Raw genomic sequence first — 23,665 nt, 5'->3', positions numbered from 1 at the left:
TAAGTACAGAAAAAGCTATAAATAAAACCAAAAGAGCCTATCCTTTTACATTAACACGTTAGGACAGGCTCTATTTTACCTCGGATTATGCTTCTTCAAACTTCTGCTGATTATTCACTTGGAACAGTCCCCGATGAGCTCTCATCATCCGCTACCAATTCATTCAAACTTCTGATTAGTAATTCTAACTCATCAAAGCTATTCACAATGTTCTGCGTAAGATTGCGCTGCTCCTCCATACTTGCTAGAATCTCTTCTGCCGCTGTACTGGATTGCTCCGTCACGCTAGATATTTCAGCGACTTCATTAACTACTTTGGTTGAAGCATCTTTCATGGTCGCCGAACTGCCTTCAATGTCCATCGCTTGATTCAAGACATGCTGAGAATTGCCATTAATCGTACGGAATACATCTTCAGCGGTTTCTACAGTTTCCTGGCCTTTCGACAGTGACTTACGGATATTTACGAAACGATCAGTCAGAACCTGTGTCTGTTCTTTTAATCTGGCTAGCACCATAGCAATTTCCTGGGCCGATTGTCCAGAATGCTCGGCGAGCTTGCGAACCTCCTCTGAAACGACGGCGAAACCACGACCTTGTTCTCCAGCACGAGCCGCTTCAATAGCAGCATTAAGGGCAAGGAGATTCGTCTGACTAGCAATTTCCGTGATGCTGCTCAGCAGTATGGTCATAGACTCACTCTCTTGATTGAATCGTTCCATATCATCCGCAGTGATCTTAATTTGATCAGAAATCCCCTGCATCTGTACGTTTAACTGCTCCATTTGAGTACTTCCTGTTTGCGTGCTTTGGGTCATGTGCGAAGATAGTTCCTTCATTTTAGACGAGTTAACCGCTACGTCTCGAATATGCTGATCAGATTGGGACAAGGAGCCTGATATTGCCGCTACACTCGTGGCTTGGAACTCCACACCCTTTGCCACTTCACTGAATCCAATCGTTACTTCATTCATAATTGAACCAGTTTCGTCAACCTTGAGCTTCAATTGATCTGTGAAACTTGTTAATCCTGTAACCGAAACTTTAACCCGTTCTAGCATCGCTTCTACCCTGACACGAGTTTGCTCGACCTCAGCCCATCTTTTCTCACTTTCACGGAAGAGCCTCTGAGACATATGTGCAACCAAAAATAGAATTCCACCAATTGCTCCGACAAGAATGACTTGGGTCATATTTTTATTAAAAACTTCTGCCGTCGTGCTTGGAAGAATGAACAACTTAAGAATATCATTCGCATACATCACTAAGAAGCCAATCAAGAACATTTTCTTATCTGGATACAATAGTAAAACGGAGGAGATCAAAATGGTCATAATGGATTGGTTACTTCCCCATCCCCCATAAATCCCACATCCAATTATAAGAATCGTAATGATCCATGGAATGAGATGAATGTGCTTTTTCTTCACATTAGCGTAAGTTGTCCATGATGCGAACAAAATGGCGATAATGTTCGAAACAATTAACTTCGGATGCATAAAGAGCATAGCAAACCCTAGTGCTACTACACACCATAAGATGATAGTGATGATTTTGTTTCTGTTCCACATAATTTCATCGTAACGATTCATTCATTCTCCGCCCTTTTAGTTAAAATCGAACAATCATCGTTTAAACTCATATGTACTTTCACTTTCATTTTCTCGTGCCTCACTCTTAAAAAGATGCATACTCACAGACTAATTTATCTTTGGATCTGACGCATTCTATCTATTGAGAGCAATACACGCTAATATTATATCGGCATATATTAATTTAAATTAAATATAAATTTTATATTCATTACACTTTTGATATTTAGAGACATGCCACCTAACATAAAACAAGAATAGACCCCTATCACCGATAGGGGTCTATTCCTTGAGTAATTCCTATTTTCCGAATACAAGAGTGGTATTCGATGAACCTGCATATTTCGTTACAAACTCTCTGGCATAGCTAGCAGATTGAACTTCATAGCTGTAGTTCGTGCTAGGTCTCCAGTTCGTTTTTGGAGAAGTTTTCGCGCTCAATGCAGGTGTGCTACCTGTATCCGTGAACTCCCCCTTGCCCTTATCATCGAGGATGCCGCCTTTTTCAGCACCAGCACCGAAATAATTATTTTCGGAATAAATACGAGCCTTTTCACCAATGGTAATAGATTGATTGAAATTGTTCGCATAGTTGTTTTTCAAATGGAAGTAGCCATATCTGAATAGCCCCGGACCACGTACATACACATTTTCAAAGTAATTGTTGGACATTGTGATGTGAGGAACGCCATTGTAGCTGTTGTTTCCATCATTAGGGTGACCTAGAATAACGCCATACTTATGATTGGAAAATTTAGAATTGCTGATCGTGATAAAATCCGCACGGTCACCAATGTAGAGCAGTTTGTCCAGATCGTTACCGTTGAAACTATAGCTGTGTCCAGCAAAAGTCACATGATCAATCCAATAGTTGTTACCTGAAGTAATGTATAGTTGAATATCATCATTCGCATTAATATTGGCAGAGTGTTCAAATCTTAAATTTTGAAAAATCACATTGCTTGAGCTAGCTGTGGATCTGAAGTTGATGTTGATAAGCTTATGATTGTCGTAGGAACCAACAATGGTTTTGTTGGCACCAAAGTTGACTTTTTGCAGGGTGGATGAAGAGATATTTTTCTCAATGACCAAAATTTTAGGCGTAGTATCCGCAGCATGAGTTCTCAGATCGTTCAGATTGTTAATGTAGATGACCTGACCATTCTTACCACCTGTTATAGCAGACTTGGAAACACCTGACACACTCTTGGCATTACCAGCAAAGCCCGTCAACCCAGTCGTTCCCGTATTCGGGAAATTAGCCGCACCATATGTAGTAGGAGGAGCTGCCGAGACGGTTAACAACAACAAAGTGACCGCGAGTAAAAGAGCTGAAAATTTCTTCAAAATTCCACCATCCTTTGTAAAATTTTTCTTACAAGCCGATTATATAATGTAACCCGCCATGTGACAATACAAAATATGCAAAAAATAAAATTTTTATTTATTTCGCAACAACGCACTGGGTCTGCACATAGAAGAAAGACGAAGCCGTTTCCTCCGAAGAAAGAAAGTGCTTCGCCCTAGTTTTACTCGCTATTGAATTTTCGCATCTATTTAATTTTGATCTCTAACATATCCTTCTCCACTTCATTCATTGAATCGTACACTTTGCCCGGCTGAGAATGAAGCCTGAATGTTAGTGATTGTGGGTCATCCAACAAATTACTACCTAGAATATAGATTATGCCATCTTCCGAGACACGATCCGATCCTAGAGATACTAATGCGTCTCCAGAGAAATAATTAGAGAAGGAACCTAGTAATGTGATTTGGCCATCCTTTGTTATAGACCTTATATTGACTCCTCTGATCAGATCCATCATGGATTGTTTCTCTTCATCATCCATGTTCTCACTGTTCTCCATTTGGATTAGGACTTTTGTTGAGAGTGGTGACATCTCTATTTCAGATAACAAAAACGAATGACCTTCCAATGTAAATGAATAGTTGGGCTTTATCACATCTGTCTTAGCTGCAACGAATTTCGAATCCAATGTAAATGAGATATTCATCTGCTCCGAAAATCGAGCCGTCTCGCTTTTGACTGTAGCTGAACCTTGTTCAACATTGGGAGTATTGGACGAAATTTGATAGGTCATCGTTATCTTCTCAGGCATCGGTTCATTCGGATCCAACATAACGTACGTCCGACCATATATCGTATTTTCGTTTGTCGGTACATTGAGGCCTTGCATTGATCCAAGAGATTGATTCGTCTCCGCATTTACAACCTTCACTTGGTTCACGGAGTAAATATCTTGCGTGGCATCCGTCTTACCTGTGTATAACACAATTAATCTGGTCCTGTCTGCCGTAACTGCATTCACCGTCAGCTCATAGGAGTCTGATACGACAGTCCGGTCAACCATCTGCACATAGCCATTATTAATAGCAGATACCATTGTGCTCCGATCAATATCCCTTTGGAATAATGTGCGAAAAGGCTCAAGCTGCTCCCAATATGATGCTTGTTCTTCTGCTGTTAGTTGCTTGGGTGTGCGCTCGTAGAATTCTGATACCAGCCAAGCACCTCCAATGAACACTACAAGCAGCAACGAAATCCACTTCATTGTCAGGCTTCGATCATGCCGCCTCGTCCTGCGCGCCCTTGCGAGTCCACGCTGGATTGCATGTGTGGTATCGGATTTATTCATCTGTCGCACATCCCGCTGTAACCGGGCAGCATCCGCGATTAGTACCTTTTCCTCTGGACTAGTATTCATGCCAATCCCCCCGGTTTTTCATCAATTTACGAAGCTGTTCCAACCCTTTGTGTTGCCATGTCTTGATCGTGCCTTCCGGTTTACCGAGAATCGCTGCAATTTCAATTAAGGTCATATCGTTATAATATTTCAGCAGCAACACATGACGATACTTCGGTTTAATGGATTCCAGAACGGTACGGATCGCGAGCTGATCGGCTTGGATTCCGTCTACGGTAGCACCGTTAAACGCATCATCCAGCTCTTCATTAGGAATCACTGTTGTGCGCTTACGACGTCTCTGTTCATCAATGCAGATGTAGATCAGAATACGGATGATCCAGGATTTGAACGCTTTGTCGTTTTTGAGAGAGCTGCGTTTTATCCATGCCCGGCATGTCATCTCCTGAATGGCTTCCAATGCATCATGACGATTCCGCAGATAACTGTAGGCAATAGAGAACAATGTATCCTGATGCTCCATGATGGATTGAACAAACACCGTTTCATCGTTCGTCTGAATGAAAACCATCTTTTTCATCTCAGCATTGGTTCCCAACCTCGTAACCCCTCCTTTTCTCTCTTTCTATATGTAATGACGGGTGAACTGCCCAAACGGTTTTTTTATAGCAAAAAAAGCCTCTCTCCTTAGATGGGGTTAGCCCCATGGGAGAAGCCTCTTTCATAATCAGCACAATGCAACATGTGGAAACCTCATCTGATTACAAGTTACCAACAACATCTATCTTACAGATTTCCGCTCACTTCGATACCATCTGCTTGATGTACATGTTTCCTGATCCAAAACGTGAATCTTTCGATAAATGACCGCAATTCAAGCTCTTCTACCGGATGTTGTTCTAGATCCTCCAAAATCATGAGCCATGCTTCCTTCATCAGGGGATTATCCCAGCAAGGGTCGAACTTTTCCATGCTCTCTCCGGTAAGTGCATCAATTAAGGGATAATGCTTCTCCAAGAACGGCTGAATATAATCAAAATCCACTGCATAGATAAACAACATGTCATCCATAGAGACATCCGGCTGCTCCTTCAGATAGAAGGGTGATAACGTATATCCGATATTTCTACGAGGCCCTTGATAACGGTAGATCAAGACGGGGATTTCCGGCTTCGATGTACCTGTCATTCCCTATCCCCTCCATATAAGTCAGACTGTATTGGCATAACCTATCTTTTTAGAATTCAAACCATTCACTCAATCCGTCTATACGTTCTGTCTCGGTCTGCATCTGCCTTAACCAATTGGAAGTTAATTCGCCTCCAATATGGAACAAACAATAGATGTATTGCATTCCATCCTCAACTTCTTCAAGCCCAACAGCTTGTTCAATTGACAACTGCATCACTTCCGGCCAAGCCGCATGATCCTGTACAATGGCAAACCCTGTTGGAGTGTGCTCTATGCTATAGTTTTCATGCACAATAATAACACTGCTGAGTCGTTCTATAACTTCGGGAATCTTCGTGGAAGGTGCCACTTTAATTCCATATTCTAAGCCCATTACGTGCCTCCTTTCTCTAACTCACATCCCTCTTTCCCAAGATTACGGCTCAACGAGGCTCATTCGATGATTCTCTTACTTGTTCCTCACATTCAAGCAGTGACTGATCAAGCCACAATTCATACCAGTCTAGGAAACAAAGTCGTTCCTTATTTCCCATATAATGATCCGGATAGATTCCGTTACTATTGGCACGATCATCTGCCCAGATCTCTCCGTAGGAAGAACCTTTGACGACCAGATTCATAGAAACGCCACAGCCAAAATCACTGATACGCAGCATCCCGGCAGACCACTTTGGATCATAGTATTCATGTTCAAGACGGCTCCACTCTTCTTCTGTTCGGCTATCATCATACCAGTCATAATCCCAATTCCATGCTTCCGTTAATGTGCAAGGATCGGATATCGCATTTAACTCATTATCATATCCCAGCACCGCATAAACACCATCCTCGGGCTTCTCCAGTCCATAATAAGGACCTGTGCCTCCTGCACCCACCGTTAGCAAAAAAGCCTGATAATCCCTCGGCAGTTGCACCTTCCATTTCTGTTCAAATTGCTTAATCTGTTCGGTCGTCCATACCGGCTCAAGCACATACTCATGACTCTCCGCTCCGAACAAGCTTAGCTCTACATCCGCATTTCGCAGTGCATGCAGCTTGTCCTGTATACGTGCTAGCTGTTGTTCGTACATCCAAAGTTCCTCCTTTTCATTCAGATGCGTATCAAATCCTCCAAATGGTTGCTTCCCTTCGCGCTGGGCTCCATCGTCACATGGATACGATTGTTCTCCCTCCATATAGTGCAAGCATAATTACCTGGTTCAATCTCCAGTAGCACGCCTTCACACGCCTCATCAGGCTCAAGTTCGTCCGCTGTAACATCCTCTGCCGCGCCCATGAAGATCTTGCCTGTAGGCACGTTAAGATAGTATATCTGCCCTTGACCCATTCGTTCACCTTCTAACAAGGAGGCGTTCAGGCTCCAATCCACTTCATATGCTCCATCTGTACCCAGATTAATAAAAAGACAATGTCCAGCATTAACCTCGGCCAGTTCATCCTCAGGGATCGACCACCAGTCTACTGTATCCTGCAAACGATGTTTCAACGTATCCAAATCATATATACACATCGTTGCCGTGTCTGTAATAAAGCTAAATGGTACTTGTCTCATGTTAAGCCCCTCTTCTCTATAACACATCTGAATTTTGTGTTCTATGTAGTTATTCAACTCTTTTAAATACAACGAGTTTCTTGCACACTATGTTCAGCATTATATCAAGCTCTCTTCAACTGTTAAAGGAACTTGAGAACGATCTTTCCCTTGTACCATCTCTCGGAACTCATCAGGATATGGCGTATATTTATTTATTTTTGCGATCCCCTACCATCCTGACTTCCTTCACTTCTCTTCATTTCTGCTGTTCTTTTGACGATATAACGATAACTGACTTTTTGAAATATATGGAGGAGTACATGTCAATCAACCAGAGAAAAACACCTTTTCGCTATTTTTTAAAGCAACCTATAACATCGGAAGTGTACATTATAAGCATTAACGGGTCACCTGCTCCAGACAAACCCATTCAAGCCGAGCTATGCGATATCAGTCGTTCTGGCTGTCAGCTCTCCTTCCCGCTCCGGTTAAACGTAGATTCCAATGAGATCCGAATTGGGCTTGCTACAACATTAACGGAAGAACCTTTATATATGGAGGGTTTACTGCGTTGGGGTGCGGAAAAAGGAAACCATTGGCACTATGGCGTTGAGTTTGAGGTTGCCGAAGACCAGCAAGAGCGTCTATATAAAGAAATGCGCATGCTTGCAGGACAAAATAGAATTATCGTCAAATAGGTACAAATGGCACAAAAAACAGCCCTATACCATAATAGGACTGTTGCTGAAAAAGAGTTATATTCCTAACTTTAAGCCGCTTTACTTGGCTTAGCTGAGTTATCCAAGTTAGACCACTTCACCGTAGATTCCAACACAAGCGATATCACCACACCGATGACAAGACCATTGCTGATCATAGGAATTAGATAGATGGGCAACCCTTGAAATGCTTCTGCTGATATGTTCATAATAGCAACACCCGTAAGAATGGGAAGAGCAATACGATAAATCGTTTTGGAGTTGAAGACCGTGCCCTCAAGCGTTCGTATTGCCGTACCAAACATTTGCAAATACGCTACAAATAGTACAGCACTGCCCACACTCGGTGGCATTTGAGCAAAGAAACTTGTCAACATAGGCATTAGTCCCAACATACATAACAACCCAGCTCCCAGTATAAAAGCTGACCGACGCAAAATACGGGTGCTCTCCAGAAACCCGATGGAAGAAGCAAATGCACCAAAGGGAATCACCCCCACACATGCAGCGATAACCGTAAACAGTCCAGTCCATCCATAGGAACGCTTATACTGCTGAACCGTCGTTTGAACCCCATACATTTTCTCCACAGCCCCCAACGTTGTAATGGAATTCGTCATATTCACCAGCCCGACAAAAAAAGCGGTAATGACGATTCCAGGCTCCCACTTCGGCGTCCCCCATGGAAAAAAGGTGAAAAACTCACCCACTGCCTGAGTCTGGGTGCTCTGGTGTCCAGGAATGAGTATGCGATAAGCAATCCAGCCCGCAATAATACCGATCAAGATTGCATAATTGGCAAGCTTGCCTCTCCCCTTCAGCTGAATCCACGCAACAAGAACCGCAATGAGTATAGATAATGCCGCAACCGGTAGATTAAATGTGCCAAACTCCGTATATCCAATCATGCCCTTGAAGAAATTCATGGTCAATTGAATCGTTAATAGAAATAACATTGCACTTTTAACCATTGGCGTGAACAGCTTCTGAAGCACATGAGAAGCACCCATCCAACCTAGGATCGCCATCGTTAATCCAGCCAGTATAAAGCCTGCTGTCAGTCCACCGCCAACCCGTTCGAGACTCATTCCTGCGGATGAAGCGGAGACCGTTAAGCTAAGTGTCAACCCCCACCACAGCCCTGACGGTCCATCCATTACCGCATACCGATGTCCACATATCGCTTGTAAGATACAAACCGCTCCTGTCAGCAAAAAGGAGTGCTGCATCGATGTAGCAATAGCTTCTGGTGTAAGTTGAAAATTATGTCCAATGGATAACGGCACAACAACGGTATTTGTAAATAAGAAGAAAAACCATTGGATGCCTGCAAGAACGGAAGAGGAGAATTGTTTTACATTTGGAGTTCGTAGATGCTCTTGTTGTTTGGTCATACGTGTTGATTTCCTTTCGCGAAACGATAATATTCCATGGCTTATGTTAGCCCAACCTCACTAGGTAAATGTCTAAACCTTATGTATAGTACCACGGAGATGTAGTATATTAAAAATACATGTTTTATTGCCTTTCTATATGATCTACATATACTTGTTAGTAAGGAGCATCCTTTTGGATATTAAACAATGTCGTTATTTTATAGCCATTGCCGAAGAGAAGCAGATTACCGCAGCAGCACGAAGACTGCACATGGCACAACCACCCTTAAGTCAGCAACTTAAGCTGATGGAGGAAGAACTAGGTGTTGCTTTATTTGAGCGCCAAGGACGGACAATGGAATTGACACAAGCTGGTCGAAGCTTCTATGAATATGCCATTACGATAACCAAGTACATGGAAGAAGCCGTCATGGAAATACAGGACTTTCGCCAAGGTGTCCGCGGTAAACTCAACCTAGGCATGAATACGATCTCGGATAGTCTGCTGCCCCGCGTGCTTCAACAATTTCGAATGACCCACCCAAAGGTTACGTATAAAATTCAACAAAATGAATCTGCGCAACTGTGTCAGTTGCTGGATGATGGCAAAATAGAGCTGGCCTGTGTAAGGATGCCCGTGAGAACAGAGCATTACGAAGTGCTGCATCTCCCCCAGGAACCTCTCTACTATATCTCGGCTACACCTCTTGAAACCGGAATGAACGGTGAGACTTATTTGAAGCAGCTCGCTCACATTCCACTCTTGTTACCAAGCACGGAAGGACTAGGGATGTTCGAACTAATTCTCGATAGATTTCGTGAACATCACGTAAGTCCATCCATTATGGGGGAATGCTCGGATGTAGCGATGCTGATGGAGCTTGTACGTCTAGGTTTTGCAAGTTCAATCGTGCCCCGCACCGTCCTTCAACTGCATCATGAACATGTCTTACATATCTATCGTATTATTGACCAATCCTCAACCGTAGGATCAGCGCTTGTATGGTTGCATCACCGCCACCTATCCAAGCCGGCTCAGCATTTTGTACAAATGGTTGAAGATATGCTGCCGTCCGTCACCGAGAAGTCACCAAGCACCTTGCAAGCGGATAGCTAAGCAGAATTAGTGAGCTACAAGGTCTAAGCATAAAAATCAATCTCCCAGCTCTGATCGGCTATGACCACCGTCAATATCCAGCAGCAATCATTGATTTTGGAAGAAGTAGGTGCTGAATAGACGCTACAAATAAATAAGCTACAAAAAAGCAGCAGCCTTACGAAGTTCCTCCGTAAGGCTGCTGCTTTATTCTTATTTAACCCATGCTTATGCTTTAACCGTATAGATCAATTCTTTCTCTGTGATCGTTGTACGTCCAGCAGATTCAATGGATTCATACTGATGCATGTTTGTAATAATGACAGGTGTAATTGTTGTGTAACCGGCTTTTTCAATCTCTTCCCGGTCGAACTCCATCAATACATCACCTACGGACACCTTCGCTCCAGCTTGAACTTTAGGAGAGAAGAATTGACCTTTCAGCTTCACGGTATCGATCCCGATATGAATCAGCATTTCTGCACCCGTATCACTTACAAGACCAATCGCATGTCCACTCTTCGACAAGGAGAACACTGTTCCGTTAATTGGAGATACGGCACGTCCTTCTGTCGGCTGAATAGCGAACCCTTTACCCATGATTTCTTCGGAGAATGCAGGATCTGGTACTTCGCTAAGTGGTTTAACTTCCCCAGTCATTGGGCTGAAAATTTGCTCATCCTGTGCTTTTGTTTCTTCTTTTACAACAGGAGCTGATGTTGTTGCTGGTGTAGTAGGTTCAGCAGCCGGTGTTGTTGCAGCCGGTTGCGGAGCATTGTCTTCTTTGAAGCCCAAGATGTACGTAATGATGGCTGCCGCTACGATTGCAATCAAACCACCAATTAGAGCATAGATCAATGTGCTTACTGCTGGACTGATAAATGCTGCGATACTCGGAAGACCCGCAAGTCCTGTAATAACATAAGATTTAACATTGAAGATCCCCATAAACGCACCAGCGATAGCACCACCGCTTAGAGCTGCGATAAACGGTTTTTTGAATTTCATGTTAATTCCGTACATTGCAGGTTCGGTGATTCCCATAATAGCAGTCAAACCTGTGGAATACGCGAGCGATTTGGTTTGTGCATTTTTGGATCTGAGACCCACACCAAATGCTGCACCACCTTGTGCCAAGTTAGCTGCGAACATCAATGGAATAATAAAATCGTAACCTAATGTTGTCATCGAACCAACGACGATTGGCAACAAAGCATAGTGCATACCTGTAATGATCAATAGTGACATCGTACCACCGATCAAGATACTTGCAAAAATGGACATATTATCGAACAACCAGGAAATACCACCAGATAGTCCGTTACCAAGAACTGTACCCAATGGTCCGACAGTCATCAATGTCAGAGGAACCATAATTAACAGGGTAACCGTTGGAACAATGAGCAATTTAAGTGAAGCATGTATAACACGGTCAACAGCTTTCTCTACATATGAAGCGATCCAAACTGCAAGAACAATCGGAATAACTGTAGAAGAATACGATGCTGCAATTACTGTAATCCCCATAAACGATGAGTTGTGGCCATCAGCTAGCAAAGCTGTAATGGTCGGGTGCATAATCCCCGCAGCAAGCGCCGCAGCAATGTACATATTGCTTCCCAATTTCTTCGCCGCACTTACTGCCAGGATGATTGGCAGGAAATAGAAGGCACCATCACCGATGGCGGACAAGATGATATACGTTGAGCTTATATCAGACAACCAACCAAGTGCGACAAGGATAGCCACGATCCCTTTGATCATACCTGCACCGGTAATCGCAGGCAGGATTGGTGTAAACATACCTGAGATGAAGTCGAACAACGCGCTTATTGGATTTCTCTTTTTCTTCTCGCCAGTTGAAGCTGAAGCACCTGAAGTGCCAGTATTTGCACCTTTGGACATGTTACCTACCAGTGCGTTATACACTACAGGCACATCGTTACCGATAATGACCTGGAACTGTCCACCGTTCTCCATAACACCCATAACACCTGGTGTATTTTTCAGTGTCGCTTTGTCTGCTTTTTTGTTGTCGTTCAAGTTAAATCTAAGTCTTGTCATACAGTGTGTGACTTGATCAATATTCTCTTCGCCACCGACCAACTTCAAAATGTCCTTGGACAATTGTTGTTTATCCATTGTGAATTGCTCCTTTGATGTGTAATGAAGGTTTAAAAAAAACCTAAACACTGAATAATGACAAAGCAGTAAGCTTATCATTATTCAACGTTTAGGTTTTGCCTTTTTTGCAGTAACAATCCCAAATTTATTCGATTGTTTGTTCATTCCTAACCACACGTTCAATATGAATGGTCAGGTACAGTATTTCTTCTTTGGATAATACCCGATTATAGATCTTACGAGTATAATCACTAATCCTTACTGCACAAGCATGTGCCTCGGGATATTGTTTACTTACGAGATCGTGAAGCGGATTATCTTCTTCCTTATCCTCAATTGCCGTTCCTTGTAACACACGTTGCGCAAAGAACTTCAAATGAGTCAAAAAGCGATAATAACTTAAAGAATCTTCATCAAGCTCAATGACAAAGCTACGTCTTACAATGTTGAGTATGTCTTTGACAATATTCGTAATGCTGATGGTTTCTCGCATCTCACCGTTCATCTGGGCATTGACCAGATGCATAGCGATAAATGCGCATTCATCTTCGGGCAGAAGTACACCCAACGTTTCTTCAATAATCTGTAGTGCTTTGAGACCGATTGCATATTCCTTGCGGTACATGCGCTTGATCTCCCAAAATAGAGCATTGCGGATCTGTAATCCTTGACGATGCCGATCAATGGCAAAATGAATATGATCCGTTAGTGAGATATAGATACTCTCATGCAGTTTCTCACCTAACACCGTCTCTGCATAACGAATAATTTCATCAGAACATTCAACATATTCAACAGGAATGTCCGACAGGAGCGTCTTGAGCTTCTGCGATACTTCCTTGCTCTCCAATGAGAATATCTTCTCGATCAGACTTTCGTCTATCGTTTCACCGGTATGCTTCTTGAAGGCAATTCCCCGCCCCATGACGACCAGTTCGTTTCCGCCCGGATCGATCACAGTAACTACGTTGTTATTAAGCACCTTCTCAATTTTCATTTTCTCCACATCACCTTGCACCGTCAAAAGTAGTAAAAGGCAAAACCAAAGCAGGTCACGAGAACATGTCCTGCCTCCGGTTTTGCCTGATTGAACAGTAACAATCCGTATTCATTAGCCTTAGGTCCCATCTTACCACAGAATTGTGCATATGACAATGTTTTTGTGAAAGCGGTTAATGTCGTATAATCTAACATAAGCAAGATGCTCCTAGCTCATATTCAACAAAATTCGACGCTACGTACCGCGAAGATGGGCTGAGGCTTTAGAACCAGGATAATTATTCGTTCGTTCCTTTAAGGCTTGCACCATGCGAACCGATAACTTCTTTGTACCAGTGGAAAGATTTCTTTTTATAGCGCTCTAATGTACCAGAACCATCATTATTACGATCTACATAAATGAAGCCATAACGTTTCTTCATCTCAGCAGTAGATGCACTTACCAGGTCAATACAGCCCCAAGATGTGTAACCCATAACCTCTACCCCATCTTCGATTGCTTCGCCTACTTGCACCAAGTGATCATTCAAGTACTGAATACGATATTCATCATTCACTGTTTTATTGCCATTCTCGTCCGTAATCAGCTCGTCCACGGCGCCTAGACCATTTTCAACGATGAACAACGGTTTTTGATAACGGTCATAATACTTGTTCAAGGTTACGCGCAAACCTTGTGGATCGATCTGCCAGCCCCACTCACTTGCTTTAAGATAAGGGTTCATTACACCTGCAAACAGGTTTCCTTTACCTTCTTTGCGTTTCTCCGGATCTCCTGTCTCACAGATACTTACATAGTAACTAAATGAGATGAAGTCAACGGTATGTTTGAGAATCTCAGCATCGCCATCTTCAAACTTGATGTTGATATTGTTCGCCTTGAAGTAGCGATTAATGTATTTTGGATAATATCCGCGTGCATGAATGTCTGCGAACAGGTCATTGCGCTGCTCTGCATGCATAGCTGCAACAACATCATCTGGGTTAGGCGTTAGTGGGTAAGTCGGCATGCTCAGCACCATGCAACCAATTTTGGCTTCTGGCATAATCTCATGTCCTAGCTTAACCGCTAGTGCACTCGCCACAAGCTCATGATGGATGGCTTGGTACAAGTCTTGCTTCGACAATTCCGATTTTGGTGTGAAAATCCCACCACTCATGAATGGCTCTTCGAGAATAGAGTTGATCTCATTGAACGTCAGCCAGTATTTTACTTTTCCTTTGAAGCGATTGAACAGTACAGTTACGTAACGCTCATAGAAATCAACCATTTTACGGTTAACCCACCCGTCATACGTTTTGGACAAGTGAAGTGGCGTTTCATAGTGAGAAATCGTTACCAGTGGCTCAATGCCGTATTTATGGCACTCATCGAACAGATCATCATAGAATTGCAGCCCTTTTTCGTTAGGCTCCAGCTCGTCACCATTCGGGAAAATACGAGACCATGCAATAGATGTACGGAATACTTTGAAGCCCATCTCTGCAAACAATTTCACATCTTCTTTATAGCGGTTATAAAAATCGATCCCGATCAACTTCAGGTTATCTTCAGTTGGCCCCTCAGTTCTTGGCGTTGTAATCCCGTGTGGCATTACATCCTGTACAGACAGGCCTTTGCCGTCAGTATTGTATGCTCCTTCAAGCTGGTTGGCCGCTACTGCGCCGCCCCATAGAAAGTCTTTTGGAAATGGTGTAGTCAATTCAATCATTCCTTCCTCTTATTGTTGTAACAAACATAAAAAAGCGGGACAAAAACCAACAAGGGCTTTATGGAGCATGTAGCTCCATGAGTACGCCCCTTTATTGTTAGGTTTTGCCCGCTTCTTATGCGGTAACAATCCGAATTCATCTGATGTTATTCGGTTATATCCTAGGGATCAACGTTTTACAGTTGCTCACCATTCGTTGCAATTACATTTTTGTACCAGTCAAATGAATCTTTCTTCGAACGTTCCAATGTCCCGTTGCCTTCATCATCCAGATCAACATAGATGAAGCCATAACGCTTGGACATTTCAGAAGTTGACATACTTACAAGGTCAATTGGACCCCAAGCTGTGAAACCAATCAACTCTACGCCATCTTTGATAGCTTCTTTCATTTGCTCGATATGCTTCTTCAGGTAATCTACACGATACGTATCGTGAATGGAACCATCTTCCTCAACCTTGTCGTAAGCACCCAGACCATTTTCAACGATGAACAACGGTTTTTGGTAACGATCCCAGAAGTTGTTCAGCGTTACGCGCAGACCGATCGGATCAATCTCCCAGCCCCAGTCGGAAGCTTCCAGATAAGGGTTTTTCACGCCACCAGTCAAGTTACCTGCTGTTTCTTCCAAATCAGCGGAAGCTGATTTTGTTACAGACATGTAGTAGCTGAAGGAGATGAAATCAACGGTGTTGTTCAACAAGATTTCGTCATCGCCAGCTTCTTTTTGGATCACGATGTTGTTTTCTTCAAAGTAACGAGCCATGTAGTTCGGGTATTGACCACGAGCATGCATGTCTGTGAAGAACAGGTTAAGCTGGTTCTCATGCTGAGCCAGTTGAACATCTACTGGATTACAAGTTGCTGGGTATGTCTCCATACGTGCAAGCATACAGCCCACTTGGGAACCTGGGATAATCTCATGCGCAAGCTTCGTTACCAATGCACTTGCAACAAATTGGTGATGCAATGCTTGATATGTGGTTTGCAGCTTGTTGTCTACTTTATCAATGAGAATTCCGCCGCCAGTGTAAGGACTGAACACCATTACGTTAATTTCATTGAAAGTAAGCCAGTATTTCACTTTGTTTTTATAGCGATTAAATACGGTCTCTGCGTATCTAACATAATGTTGGATTACTTCACGGCCAGCCCAGCCATTATATTTTTGCGTCAAACCGAGTGGAGTCTCATAGTGAGACAACGTTACGAGCGGCTCAATGCCATGTTTCAACAATTCGTCAAATACTTCATCGTAGAATTTCAAACCTGCTTCATTAGGCTCTTGATCATAACCGTTCGGGAAAATACGTGCCCAGTGAATGGACAAACGGAATACTTTGAAGCCCATTTCCGCAAACAATGCGATATCTTCTCTGAAACGATGGTAGAAATCAATACCAAAACGTTTAGGGAAACGTTCTTCGATTTTGCCAGCCAGAATCTCTTCAATGCGGGAAGATGAAATTTCCATTGCATGGCCGCCAGTACGCTTCTCTTTAGGAACATGTGCGATCATATCCGCAGTAGAGAGACCTTTGCCATCCTTATCAAATGCACCCTCCAATTGGTTCGCCGCTGTAGCGCCGCCCCATAGGAAGTTTTCAGGGAATCCTTTTTTAGCTGTGGTCATGAATAACAACCTCATTTCAATTTGTATTTTTATTGACAAGTCAGAAAGATAGAATATCCAAAAGAGAGCAAAATCAACACCATACCCACGACATTATTGTTCAATCGCAACAAAATATACACGTATATTTTTACGCAAAAACAAGAAAAACCTAAACTCAAGGTAAAATAGCATCCCGAAAAAGGAGCTTTCATTTCACCATCAGTTTAGGTTTTGCCTGTCTACGCAGTTACAATCCATCAAAAGATGTCGTTTACGTATTCTGTTGTGTTCTCTTGTGATGTAAGCGTAACATAATCATTTCACAAAATCAACTTCACTGTACACCAGTGTATTTTGTAGCATCATAACCTTAACGTGGCATACGTAAAATAGCTGCTCTAAGCGCATTTGTTCCCTCTTCTGTTTCCAAATAACTTACAGGACTTTGGTCCCCCAAAGCAGGGATATTCTTCTCTAGCCACTTAAATGCATACTCCCCCATTTCACACAGAAGTACCTGACTCACATCTGCCGGAATTTTCCGTACTCGTGCGCGTTCTATCCATTTTGGATCCACTTGCGCATATAACTCGTCAAACAATTGGACGAATGCGTCCCAATTATCCTGCTTAAACTCCTCTATATAGATTTCTTTCATACTCATGTAAAATCACTCCCCATATGACTAGTTCTATCTCACACAAATTCATCCTAAAGCCGCTTTGAAACCACTTCTGTAACCGTTAGACTTAATTTTAAATGTTTTTCGGGGGAAAGAATAGTCAAGGAGGATTCATCATGTCTCAAGAAGAAAACACTTCCGGCTGGGATGCCATTGATGCTGCGACTCACGCGCTTTATGGTAATCAAGAGCCTAAACACTACGGGACTGCAATCCCTTATATGCTTGGTGGGCCTGATCCACTCAATGGAATAAGCGTATATCGCGTGGAGACACCGACGCCGCATTGGCACTTCGTCACGTATGGCTTCTCCGAACTCTATGATAAAGAAACGGATGATCCTGATCACAGTGGTTATGGATTCGAACTGACCTTCCGGCTACTTCGGAATGTAGAGGAAGAAGAACCGCCCGCTTGGGCGCTCAACCTGTTGCAAAATATCGGAAGATACGTCTTCAATAGCGGTAATATTTTTCATCCAGGCGATTACATGGACGCTAACGGCCCGATCTGCCTCGGCTCTGACACACTGCTGACTGCGCTTGCTTTTATTGAAGACCCTGATCTTGAAGAGATAGCTACACCGAACGGTGCCGTTAAATTCATTCAGATGGTCGGCGTGACTTGTAGAGAGCTGGAGACGATACAGACATGGAATACCCGTGGATTCTTAGCTGCCTGCGCTGGCTTTATGCCAAAATACGTCACCGATCTCATACGCAACTCCTATGTGGATATCCCTGTCGTGGAAGAGGCTGTAACAAGAGGCATCGAGCAAGAAGGTTCCAGTACTGCCTTTCTGTTCATACAACAACTTGAATGGACGTCCGTTCATCAAGAAACGCTTCAAAATGCCGAACCCGCTGTACTTCAAGTTGGAGCCAAGCAGGCTCGACTCATCGGCAGAATATTACGTAGTCGCACAGCTAAAGGAGACTCCCTCTCCTTAATCGGACCTAACGTGAACATCACGTTTAAGGCTGGAGACGAGCCATCTTTTCAGGAGAACGAAAACAACGTTACCTTAATTGTAAATGACGCAGCCGTCATTGAACTTATGGAGAAGCTGAAACCGAAAGCCCAAACGTTTGAGTTAAACACGCTTCCCGGTATCACCTTCCGCATCGTACGTACGGAAATTACCGACCCAGATGGGAACATCATTGATACGATCGGCTAATAACGAAAAGATATAGATTTACGACAAGTTGCATCGCAAGGAGGAATCGATATGAGTGCGACAACAACTGCTTTGAGCAAGCATTGGCCTAAGGCCCAGATGCCTGTACCCAAGGCAGCACAGATCCATTATTTATCCAAGCCCCAGCTCGATCGGGTTCTGAAAATCAATCATTTTCTAATCGGTGCCTTCCAGCACAGCATCTCTAATATCAAAGAAAATTTATCAGGAACGTATCTATTCCTTCTTACGGATTCAGATGGCGTGCTGATCGCAATGGATCACAGTTGTGATCTAACCGATGAGGTGCAGCAGTCTCCTATTCGTCTGGGGATGATCTTCACGGCCAAGAGCTGTGGTGTGAATGCGATATCCGAAACGATGGATCAACATAAACCCATTTTTCTACCACCAGAGCTGCATGAAAACCCACTGTTTCAAACCTGGCACTGCTATGCTACTCCCCTCTCCGTGGGTCTGAAGCATTCCGGTTATTTAGATGTGTCTACCATCAACGCTGATCTGCAGAGTGAACTTATTGCTATAGCCAAGCTCATTCCTGCATTTATGCAAAATAGCTATCAGAGTCTGCAAGCCTCTCAGGCTACTGGACAGACTTCGGTGGAATTCACCGATCGCCAGTTAACGATCCTGGAGATGATCTCGAATGGACTTACTGTTAAGGCGATTGCACTGAAATTAAAAATTAAGGAATGCACCGTTAATCATCACAAAAAAGTGATTTTAACAAATTAGGTGTGCAATCAAGCACTGAAGCTGTTTCAATGGCTAGCCGATTGTCTTATTTATAACAGGTACCCCTATAGATTCCTATAGGTGGGAAAAGAGAACAGGTGTGCTAAAATTAAAGAGTACATAAGTACACTTGAAATGCGTGTTCAAAAGCAGACTTTTGAACGCCTCTTTATTCAAGTTAAGAGAACACACATCAGGAGGGTATTATGTCTATTTCTAAAAAAGCTTCACTATTTGCCATGTTAATCATGATCGTACTCGTTGTAGCTGCTTGCGGTGACAAAGCCGATACGGCTACGAGCACAGAAGACACAACCAAAACAGAAACAGCAACTGCGGGCACAGATACAGATAGCGCCGCTAAAGAGGATACCGAGAACACGGAAAACACAGAAACGGCTACGGAAACAGCTACAGAAGATAACACCCAAAATGTCGAGCTCGGAACGACGGAAAAAGGTAGCTACAACAACGATTACTTCGGCGTATCCCTGAAATTCCCGGAAGAATGGGAGTTCCAAGATGCTGCAGGCATGAATCAGTTGACTAGCGCCTCTTCCGAAGCTATTGCTGGAGACGATGCTACGAAGAAAAAACAACTAGAGTTGTCTCAAGAAAAAACACTCAACCTGTTAATGGCATCTGAACTGCCACTAGGTGGACAACAAGTTGGCCCTTCTGCTATGGCAATTGCTGAGAAAGTAAGCTTGCTGCAAGGCATTCGTACAGGTAAAGACTATCTCGAAGCAACGAAAGAATTCATGCAAGCGAGTCAGTTCCCGTATGATTACAAAGACATCACCACTGAAACGATCGGTGGCAAAGAGATGGATCTGATGCAAATTACGATGGATGCTGGCGATGGCACAACGATTACACAAGACTACTACAGTGCTATTATCGAAGGTTATGCTTTTAACTTCATCTTTACGTACCTGGATGACGAGAGCAAAGCATCGATTGATACGATCAAGAAATCTGTACAATTCAAGTAATCTTCTTGCCATTATAGGCATGCATCATATGCTTAGAACCCCGACTAGAATCTCGATGATTCATGGTCGGGGTTCTTTTTCGTTATATAGCTACCCAATGCCCATCAGACACTTCAACCCAACTGGAATGTTCCAATTGATAGCGATCCACACCAGCATCTCGGTGCTCCTCGCTTACGATTCGTTTTTTCTTCGACTCTATCGCAGGATCCGGAACAGGAATAGCAGATAACAATGCCTTCGTGTAAGCGTGCTGAGGGTTGCTGTATAACTCTTCACTCTCGGCTAACTCGACAATTTTGCCATTATACATAACCGCCACACGGTCACTGATATGTTTGACCATCGATAGATCATGCGCAATGAAGAGATAAGTCAGACCAAGACGCTGCTGCAACTCTTCTAGTAATTGCACAATCTGCGCCTGAATGGAGACATCCAATGCAGATAAAGGCTCATCACATACAATAAACTCCGGTTCCACCGCTAGTGCTCTTGCGATCCCTATCCGCTGCCGTTGTCCTCCTGAGAATTCATGCGGATAACGCTGAGCATGTGACGGATCAAGTCCCACCAGTTCTAATAATTCCTCCACCCGCTTCTCACGTTCCGACGTATTCTTAACCAATCCATGAATATCGAGCGCTTCGCCAATAATATCCATGATTCTCATTTTCGGATTCAGTGAAGCATACGGATCTTGGAAGATAATCTGCATATGCCTCCTCATCGTCTTCATCTCCGAAGCGGATAGACGGTTCAGCGGAACCCCTTTAAACAACACTTCACCGCCCGTAGGCTCATGCAATCTTAGAATTGCACGTCCAGTCGTGGACTTACCACTGCCTGATTCCCCCACGACCCCCAGCGTCTCACCTTGGCGAATATGAAAGCTAATATCATTCACGGCCTTCAAGGTATTGCCCTTCCCCAGATTGAAATGCTGGCGAAGAGACTTCACTTCCAGCAAAGGTTGATGGTCCTCCAAGTCACGAGGAACAAGCGAGACGGGCTTAGGCTTCTTCTTCTCATCCAGTCGAGGCAATGCGCTCAGTAATCTGGAAGTGTACGGGTGTTTTGGACTTGCAAAGATCTCGGCCGTTGTGCCCGTTTCTACGATCTCCCCACTCTTCATGACCACAACCCGATCACACATGCCTGCAACAACCCCAAGATCATGGGTTATCAAAATGATCGAGGTGCCTAATTGCTGCTGCATATTTTTCATCAAATCGAGAATCTGTGCCTGAATGGTTACATCAAGCGCAGTCGTGGGTTCATCGGCGATCAATAGCTCAGGTCGGCAGGCAAGTGCAATAGCAATCATGACACGCTGACGCATACCACCGGAAAACTCATGTGGATACTGATTGTAACGTACCTCGCCTTGCGATATACCTACCAGTTCAAGCATCGCTATCGCTTGTTTCTTCGCTTCTCGTCTGGATACCTTCTGATGTTTAATCAAACTCTCCGAAATTTGTTTACCAATCTTAATGGTCGGATTAAGTGAACTCATTGGATCTTGAAAGATCATTCCGATATCACGACCTCGAATGCTCTCCATTTCCTTCTGCGTTTTGTTCACAAGATCGGTTCCCTTGAACCAGATCTCCCCTTGTTTCATGCGTGAAGGCGGAGATGCTAGTAATCTCATAATGGAGCGAGCAGTCACACTTTTGCCACTACCAGACTCCCCAACAATGCCAAGTGTTTCACCTGGACGCACCTCGAAACTGACATTCTTTACCGCCTCAAACTCATTCTCCCCGGAATGAAAAGAGACTGATAGATCATTTACCTTTAACAAAGGTTGCATCACAACACCTGCTTCCTTCCATATTTTCATAACCATTCGTATGTATACTCATTATTCCTTGACAATCTGTAGACCCTAAAATAATATATACTATATCCATCGGAATAATGCAATTTTAACTTGGATGAAAGGAGGTTCACCTGGGTTGAATGTAGCAGAAGGCAGCAGAATGTCACGGCTTGCACACACCTTGGGCTTTATCTACGACAAAATGTTGCTCCACCCCTCCTATCGATATGTTCTATTCATTCTCGGCTTGCCCGTTAATTTAATCGTGTTATTGGTCTGGAGATCCAGAAGACAACAGGATGGCTGGAAGGTCGCTAGGCAAGAAGCAGAACAGGAAATGCTGACTCATGCCTATCGAGATCAACTTCACGGAGAAATAGAAGAACAACTTCGACGGAAGCATCGCTTCTTCAAGCAGCATGTCAGTGAGAGCGAATTCCAACGTGAAACGCAAGAATGGCTAGAAGAAACGCTTCGCAAAGAGGTGAACGAGCGTACAACATTCAAACTTCGGGAAAAAGGACAACAACGAACGACGATGGCGGATACCTTCCGCTCACTGATTAACCATCCGTGGTTTTTCGTGTTATCACTTATTCCAGGCTGTCTGATGTACGGCATTTTATTGTTGTATGGCAATCCCTATCTCAAGTACATATTTGAAAGACTACTCATGACTATATTCGTCATAATGGGCGTAGCCACACTTGTATTCACCATTTTATATCTGTCACCATTTAATCCGGCAGCTAACATTCTGGGAGAGACAGCAACGCCAGAACAGATTGTAGCTTTTAATCACGTATATGGACTAGATCAGCCTTATCTCGTGCAGCTCTGGAATAATATCAAAGGCATTGCCTTATTTGATCTTGGGAGGTCGTTTGCGGGGAATGAGGATGTCACAGCCACCATAGCTCGGAAGTTTCCGATTACGCTAACTTTGGCTGTTATCTCACTATTGATTGCCATTTTGATCGCACTGCCGATCGGTATTATCTCAGCAATCAAGCCGAATTCATTATTTGATTATACGTTCATGTTTATCGCATTAATCGGATTATCGATTCCAAACTTCTGGCAAGGACTTATTTTCATTCTGAATTTCTCAATCAAAATGCAATGGCTACCCGCTACCTTCAATCCGCAGAACTGGTTATCCATGATCATGCCAACCATCGTTCTGGGAACCGGACTCACAGCGGCCGTTGCACGGATGACCCGTTCTTCTACACTCGAAGTCATTCATGAAGATTACGTCATGACTGCTCGGGCTAAAGGACTTAGTGAGCGGCACGTCCTTCTTAAACATGCAGTTCGTAACGCATTGATTCCTATCGTGACGGTTGTCGGTCTGCAATTTGGCGGAATGCTCGGCGGAGCCGCGGTAACAGAGAAAGTGTTTAACATCAGCGGTCTGGGCAGCTACATTGTGGATAAGCAATTTATACCCGATATTCCGAGTATTATGGGCGGAGTAGTATACACTGCGATTACGATTTCGATTATCAATGTGATCGTTGATCTGATGTACGCTTTTATTGATCCGAGGGTACGTTCGAAGATGAAACAATATTAAAGTGTGTGTTCAAAAGTCT

22 protein-coding genes are annotated in these 23,665 nt (G+C 43.5%); 6 read left to right on the top strand and 16 right to left on the bottom strand.

Annotation, left to right across the window (positions count from 1 at the left end; translation table 11 throughout):
- Positions 1–110: 110 nt before the first annotated feature.
- The 8 genes from ASD24_RS24780 to ASD24_RS24745 all read right to left on the bottom strand — a co-directional run bounded on the left by ASD24_RS24780 (position 111) and on the right by ASD24_RS24745 (position 7,001).
- A complete protein-coding gene (locus ASD24_RS24780) occupies positions 111–1,592 on the bottom strand; it encodes a methyl-accepting chemotaxis protein (protein WP_056701634.1) in 1,482 nt (493 codons plus the stop codon).
- Between the two features lie 300 nt (positions 1,593–1,892).
- Positions 1,893–2,939 (bottom strand): pectate lyase family protein, encoded by a 1,047-nt coding sequence (locus ASD24_RS24775; protein ID WP_056701632.1) that lies wholly within the window; start codon positions 2,937–2,939, stop codon positions 1,893–1,895.
- 206 nt (positions 2,940–3,145) lie between these two features.
- Positions 3,146–4,318, bottom strand: a complete 1,173-nt coding sequence (locus ASD24_RS24770) for a DUF4179 domain-containing protein (RefSeq protein WP_056701630.1) — start codon at positions 4,316–4,318, stop codon at positions 3,146–3,148.
- On the bottom strand, positions 4,308–4,856 hold the full coding sequence (locus ASD24_RS24765) for an RNA polymerase sigma factor (RefSeq protein WP_235540815.1): 549 nt from the start codon (positions 4,854–4,856) through the stop codon (positions 4,308–4,310). Before ASD24_RS24765 ends, ASD24_RS24770 begins: the two co-directional genes overlap by 11 nt.
- Before the next feature lie 188 nt (positions 4,857–5,044).
- Positions 5,045–5,446, bottom strand: a complete 402-nt coding sequence (locus ASD24_RS24760; RefSeq protein WP_056701628.1) for a hypothetical protein — start codon at positions 5,444–5,446, stop codon at positions 5,045–5,047.
- Positions 5,447–5,495: 49 nt separating this feature from the next.
- Positions 5,496–5,822 carry a hypothetical protein gene (locus tag ASD24_RS24755; RefSeq protein WP_056701626.1) on the bottom strand — a complete coding sequence of 109 codons (327 nt, stop codon included), beginning with the start codon at positions 5,820–5,822 and terminating at the stop codon, positions 5,496–5,498.
- A 49-nt stretch (positions 5,823–5,871) separates the two neighbouring features.
- On the bottom strand, positions 5,872–6,519 hold the full coding sequence (locus ASD24_RS24750; protein ID WP_056701624.1) for an SMI1/KNR4 family protein: 648 nt from the start codon (positions 6,517–6,519) through the stop codon (positions 5,872–5,874).
- Positions 6,520–6,539: 20 nt separating this feature from the next.
- Positions 6,540–7,001, bottom strand: coding sequence for a DUF6386 family protein (locus tag ASD24_RS24745; protein WP_056701622.1), 462 nt, complete (start codon positions 6,999–7,001; stop codon positions 6,540–6,542).
- Positions 7,002–7,303: 302 nt separating this feature from the next.
- Here ASD24_RS24745 and ASD24_RS24740 point away from each other — a divergent pair, with 302 nt between their 5' ends.
- Positions 7,304–7,681: a PilZ domain-containing protein gene (locus ASD24_RS24740; protein WP_056701620.1), complete on the top strand. Its 378-nt coding sequence runs from the start codon at positions 7,304–7,306 to the stop codon at positions 7,679–7,681.
- A 71-nt stretch (positions 7,682–7,752) separates the two neighbouring features.
- Here ASD24_RS24740 and ASD24_RS24735 read toward each other — a convergent pair whose 3' ends face one another.
- The gene (locus ASD24_RS24735) at positions 7,753–9,096 is read right to left on the bottom strand and encodes a uracil/xanthine transporter (protein WP_056701618.1); all 1,344 of its coding nucleotides are present in this window, start codon (positions 9,094–9,096) and stop codon (positions 7,753–7,755) included.
- Positions 9,097–9,271: 175 nt separating this feature from the next.
- Here ASD24_RS24735 and ASD24_RS24730 point away from each other — a divergent pair, with 175 nt between their 5' ends.
- A complete protein-coding gene (locus ASD24_RS24730) occupies positions 9,272–10,195 on the top strand; it encodes a LysR family transcriptional regulator (RefSeq protein WP_056701616.1) in 924 nt (307 codons plus the stop codon).
- A gap of 207 nt (positions 10,196–10,402) precedes the next feature.
- On the opposite strand, the gene ASD24_RS24725 is transcribed toward ASD24_RS24730, so the two are convergent.
- From ASD24_RS24725 to ASD24_RS24705, 6 genes are all read right to left on the bottom strand, one after another.
- The gene (locus tag ASD24_RS24725) at positions 10,403–12,316 is read right to left on the bottom strand and encodes a beta-glucoside-specific PTS transporter subunit IIABC (protein WP_056701614.1); all 1,914 of its coding nucleotides are present in this window, start codon (positions 12,314–12,316) and stop codon (positions 10,403–10,405) included.
- A gap of 127 nt (positions 12,317–12,443) precedes the next feature.
- Positions 12,444–13,295: a BglG family transcription antiterminator LicT gene (gene licT, locus ASD24_RS24720; protein ID WP_056701613.1), complete on the bottom strand. Its 852-nt coding sequence runs from the start codon at positions 13,293–13,295 to the stop codon at positions 12,444–12,446.
- 23 nt (positions 13,296–13,318) lie between these two features.
- Positions 13,319–13,492 carry a hypothetical protein gene (locus ASD24_RS30455; protein WP_156395541.1) on the bottom strand — a complete coding sequence of 58 codons (174 nt, stop codon included), beginning with the start codon at positions 13,490–13,492 and terminating at the stop codon, positions 13,319–13,321.
- Positions 13,493–13,575: 83 nt separating this feature from the next.
- Positions 13,576–15,009, bottom strand: a complete 1,434-nt coding sequence (locus ASD24_RS24715) for a glycoside hydrolase family 1 protein (protein ID WP_056701610.1) — start codon at positions 15,007–15,009, stop codon at positions 13,576–13,578.
- Positions 15,010–15,185: 176 nt separating this feature from the next.
- Positions 15,186–16,643, bottom strand: a complete 1,458-nt coding sequence (locus ASD24_RS24710; protein WP_056701609.1) for a glycoside hydrolase family 1 protein — start codon at positions 16,641–16,643, stop codon at positions 15,186–15,188.
- A 352-nt stretch (positions 16,644–16,995) separates the two neighbouring features.
- Positions 16,996–17,289 carry an antitoxin Xre/MbcA/ParS toxin-binding domain-containing protein gene (locus tag ASD24_RS24705; RefSeq protein ID WP_235540813.1) on the bottom strand — a complete coding sequence of 98 codons (294 nt, stop codon included), beginning with the start codon at positions 17,287–17,289 and terminating at the stop codon, positions 16,996–16,998.
- A gap of 134 nt (positions 17,290–17,423) precedes the next feature.
- Between ASD24_RS24705 and ASD24_RS24700 the strand changes: the two genes are divergently transcribed.
- The 3 genes from ASD24_RS24700 (at position 17,424) to ASD24_RS24690 (ending at position 20,239) form a co-directional block, all read left to right on the top strand.
- Positions 17,424–18,488 (top strand): suppressor of fused domain protein, encoded by a 1,065-nt coding sequence (locus ASD24_RS24700; RefSeq protein WP_056701607.1) that lies wholly within the window; start codon positions 17,424–17,426, stop codon positions 18,486–18,488.
- Between the two features lie 51 nt (positions 18,489–18,539).
- A complete protein-coding gene (locus ASD24_RS24695) occupies positions 18,540–19,244 on the top strand; it encodes a LuxR C-terminal-related transcriptional regulator (protein ID WP_235540811.1) in 705 nt (234 codons plus the stop codon).
- Between the two features lie 206 nt (positions 19,245–19,450).
- Positions 19,451–20,239, top strand: a complete 789-nt coding sequence (locus ASD24_RS24690) for a hypothetical protein (RefSeq protein ID WP_056701604.1) — start codon at positions 19,451–19,453, stop codon at positions 20,237–20,239.
- Positions 20,240–20,321: 82 nt separating this feature from the next.
- Here the strand turns inward: ASD24_RS24690 and ASD24_RS24685 are convergent, their stop codons facing one another.
- Positions 20,322–22,058: an ABC transporter ATP-binding protein gene (locus tag ASD24_RS24685; protein WP_056701744.1), complete on the bottom strand. Its 1,737-nt coding sequence runs from the start codon at positions 22,056–22,058 to the stop codon at positions 20,322–20,324.
- Positions 22,059–22,203: 145 nt separating this feature from the next.
- Here ASD24_RS24685 and ASD24_RS24680 point away from each other — a divergent pair, with 145 nt between their 5' ends.
- On the top strand, positions 22,204–23,646 hold the full coding sequence (locus ASD24_RS24680; protein WP_156395540.1) for an ABC transporter permease: 1,443 nt from the start codon (positions 22,204–22,206) through the stop codon (positions 23,644–23,646).
- Positions 23,647–23,665: the final 19 nt, after the last annotated feature.

It is taken from the genome of Paenibacillus sp. Root52, assembly GCF_001426865.1.
In the GTDB taxonomy this organism is placed as follows: Bacteria; Bacillota; Bacilli; order Paenibacillales; family Paenibacillaceae; genus Paenibacillus.
This window is presented reverse-complemented; position numbering and strand designations above follow the sequence as displayed.

What these genes read in the sequence shown, in the direction of transcription:
- ASD24_RS24715 (WP_056701610.1), bottom strand. Translation starts at nt 15,009, where the DNA reads ATGATTGAATTGACTACACCATTTCCAAAAGACTTTCTATGGGGCGGC.
- ASD24_RS24755 (WP_056701626.1), bottom strand. Translation starts at nt 5,822, where the DNA reads ATGGGCTTAGAATATGGAATTAAAGTGGCACCTTCCACGAAGATTCCC.
- ASD24_RS24750 (WP_056701624.1), bottom strand. Translation starts at nt 6,519, where the DNA reads ATGTACGAACAACAGCTAGCACGTATACAGGACAAGCTGCATGCACTG.
- ASD24_RS24705 (WP_235540813.1), bottom strand. Translation starts at nt 17,289, where the DNA reads ATGAGTATGAAAGAAATCTATATAGAGGAGTTTAAGCAGGATAATTGG.
- ASD24_RS24770 (WP_056701630.1), bottom strand. Translation starts at nt 4,318, where the DNA reads ATGAATACTAGTCCAGAGGAAAAGGTACTAATCGCGGATGCTGCCCGG.
- licT (WP_056701613.1), bottom strand. Translation starts at nt 13,295, where the DNA reads ATGAAAATTGAGAAGGTGCTTAATAACAACGTAGTTACTGTGATCGAT.
- ASD24_RS24780 (WP_056701634.1), bottom strand. Translation starts at nt 1,592, where the DNA reads ATGAATCGTTACGATGAAATTATGTGGAACAGAAACAAAATCATCACT.
- ASD24_RS24760 (WP_056701628.1), bottom strand. Translation starts at nt 5,446, where the DNA reads ATGACAGGTACATCGAAGCCGGAAATCCCCGTCTTGATCTACCGTTAT.
- ASD24_RS24695 (WP_235540811.1), top strand. Translation starts at nt 18,540, where the DNA reads ATGAGTGCGACAACAACTGCTTTGAGCAAGCATTGGCCTAAGGCCCAG.
- ASD24_RS24745 (WP_056701622.1), bottom strand. Translation starts at nt 7,001, where the DNA reads ATGAGACAAGTACCATTTAGCTTTATTACAGACACGGCAACGATGTGT.
- ASD24_RS24710 (WP_056701609.1), bottom strand. Translation starts at nt 16,643, where the DNA reads ATGACCACAGCTAAAAAAGGATTCCCTGAAAACTTCCTATGGGGCGGC.
- ASD24_RS24735 (WP_056701618.1), bottom strand. Translation starts at nt 9,096, where the DNA reads ATGACCAAACAACAAGAGCATCTACGAACTCCAAATGTAAAACAATTC.
- ASD24_RS24725 (WP_056701614.1), bottom strand. Translation starts at nt 12,316, where the DNA reads ATGGATAAACAACAATTGTCCAAGGACATTTTGAAGTTGGTCGGTGGC.
- ASD24_RS24700 (WP_056701607.1), top strand. Translation starts at nt 17,424, where the DNA reads ATGTCTCAAGAAGAAAACACTTCCGGCTGGGATGCCATTGATGCTGCG.
- ASD24_RS24740 (WP_056701620.1), top strand. Translation starts at nt 7,304, where the DNA reads ATGTCAATCAACCAGAGAAAAACACCTTTTCGCTATTTTTTAAAGCAA.
- ASD24_RS24685 (WP_056701744.1), bottom strand. Translation starts at nt 22,058, where the DNA reads ATGCAACCTTTGTTAAAGGTAAATGATCTATCAGTCTCTTTTCATTCC.
- ASD24_RS24690 (WP_056701604.1), top strand. Translation starts at nt 19,451, where the DNA reads ATGTCTATTTCTAAAAAAGCTTCACTATTTGCCATGTTAATCATGATC.
- ASD24_RS30455 (WP_156395541.1), bottom strand. Translation starts at nt 13,492, where the DNA reads ATGTTAGATTATACGACATTAACCGCTTTCACAAAAACATTGTCATAT.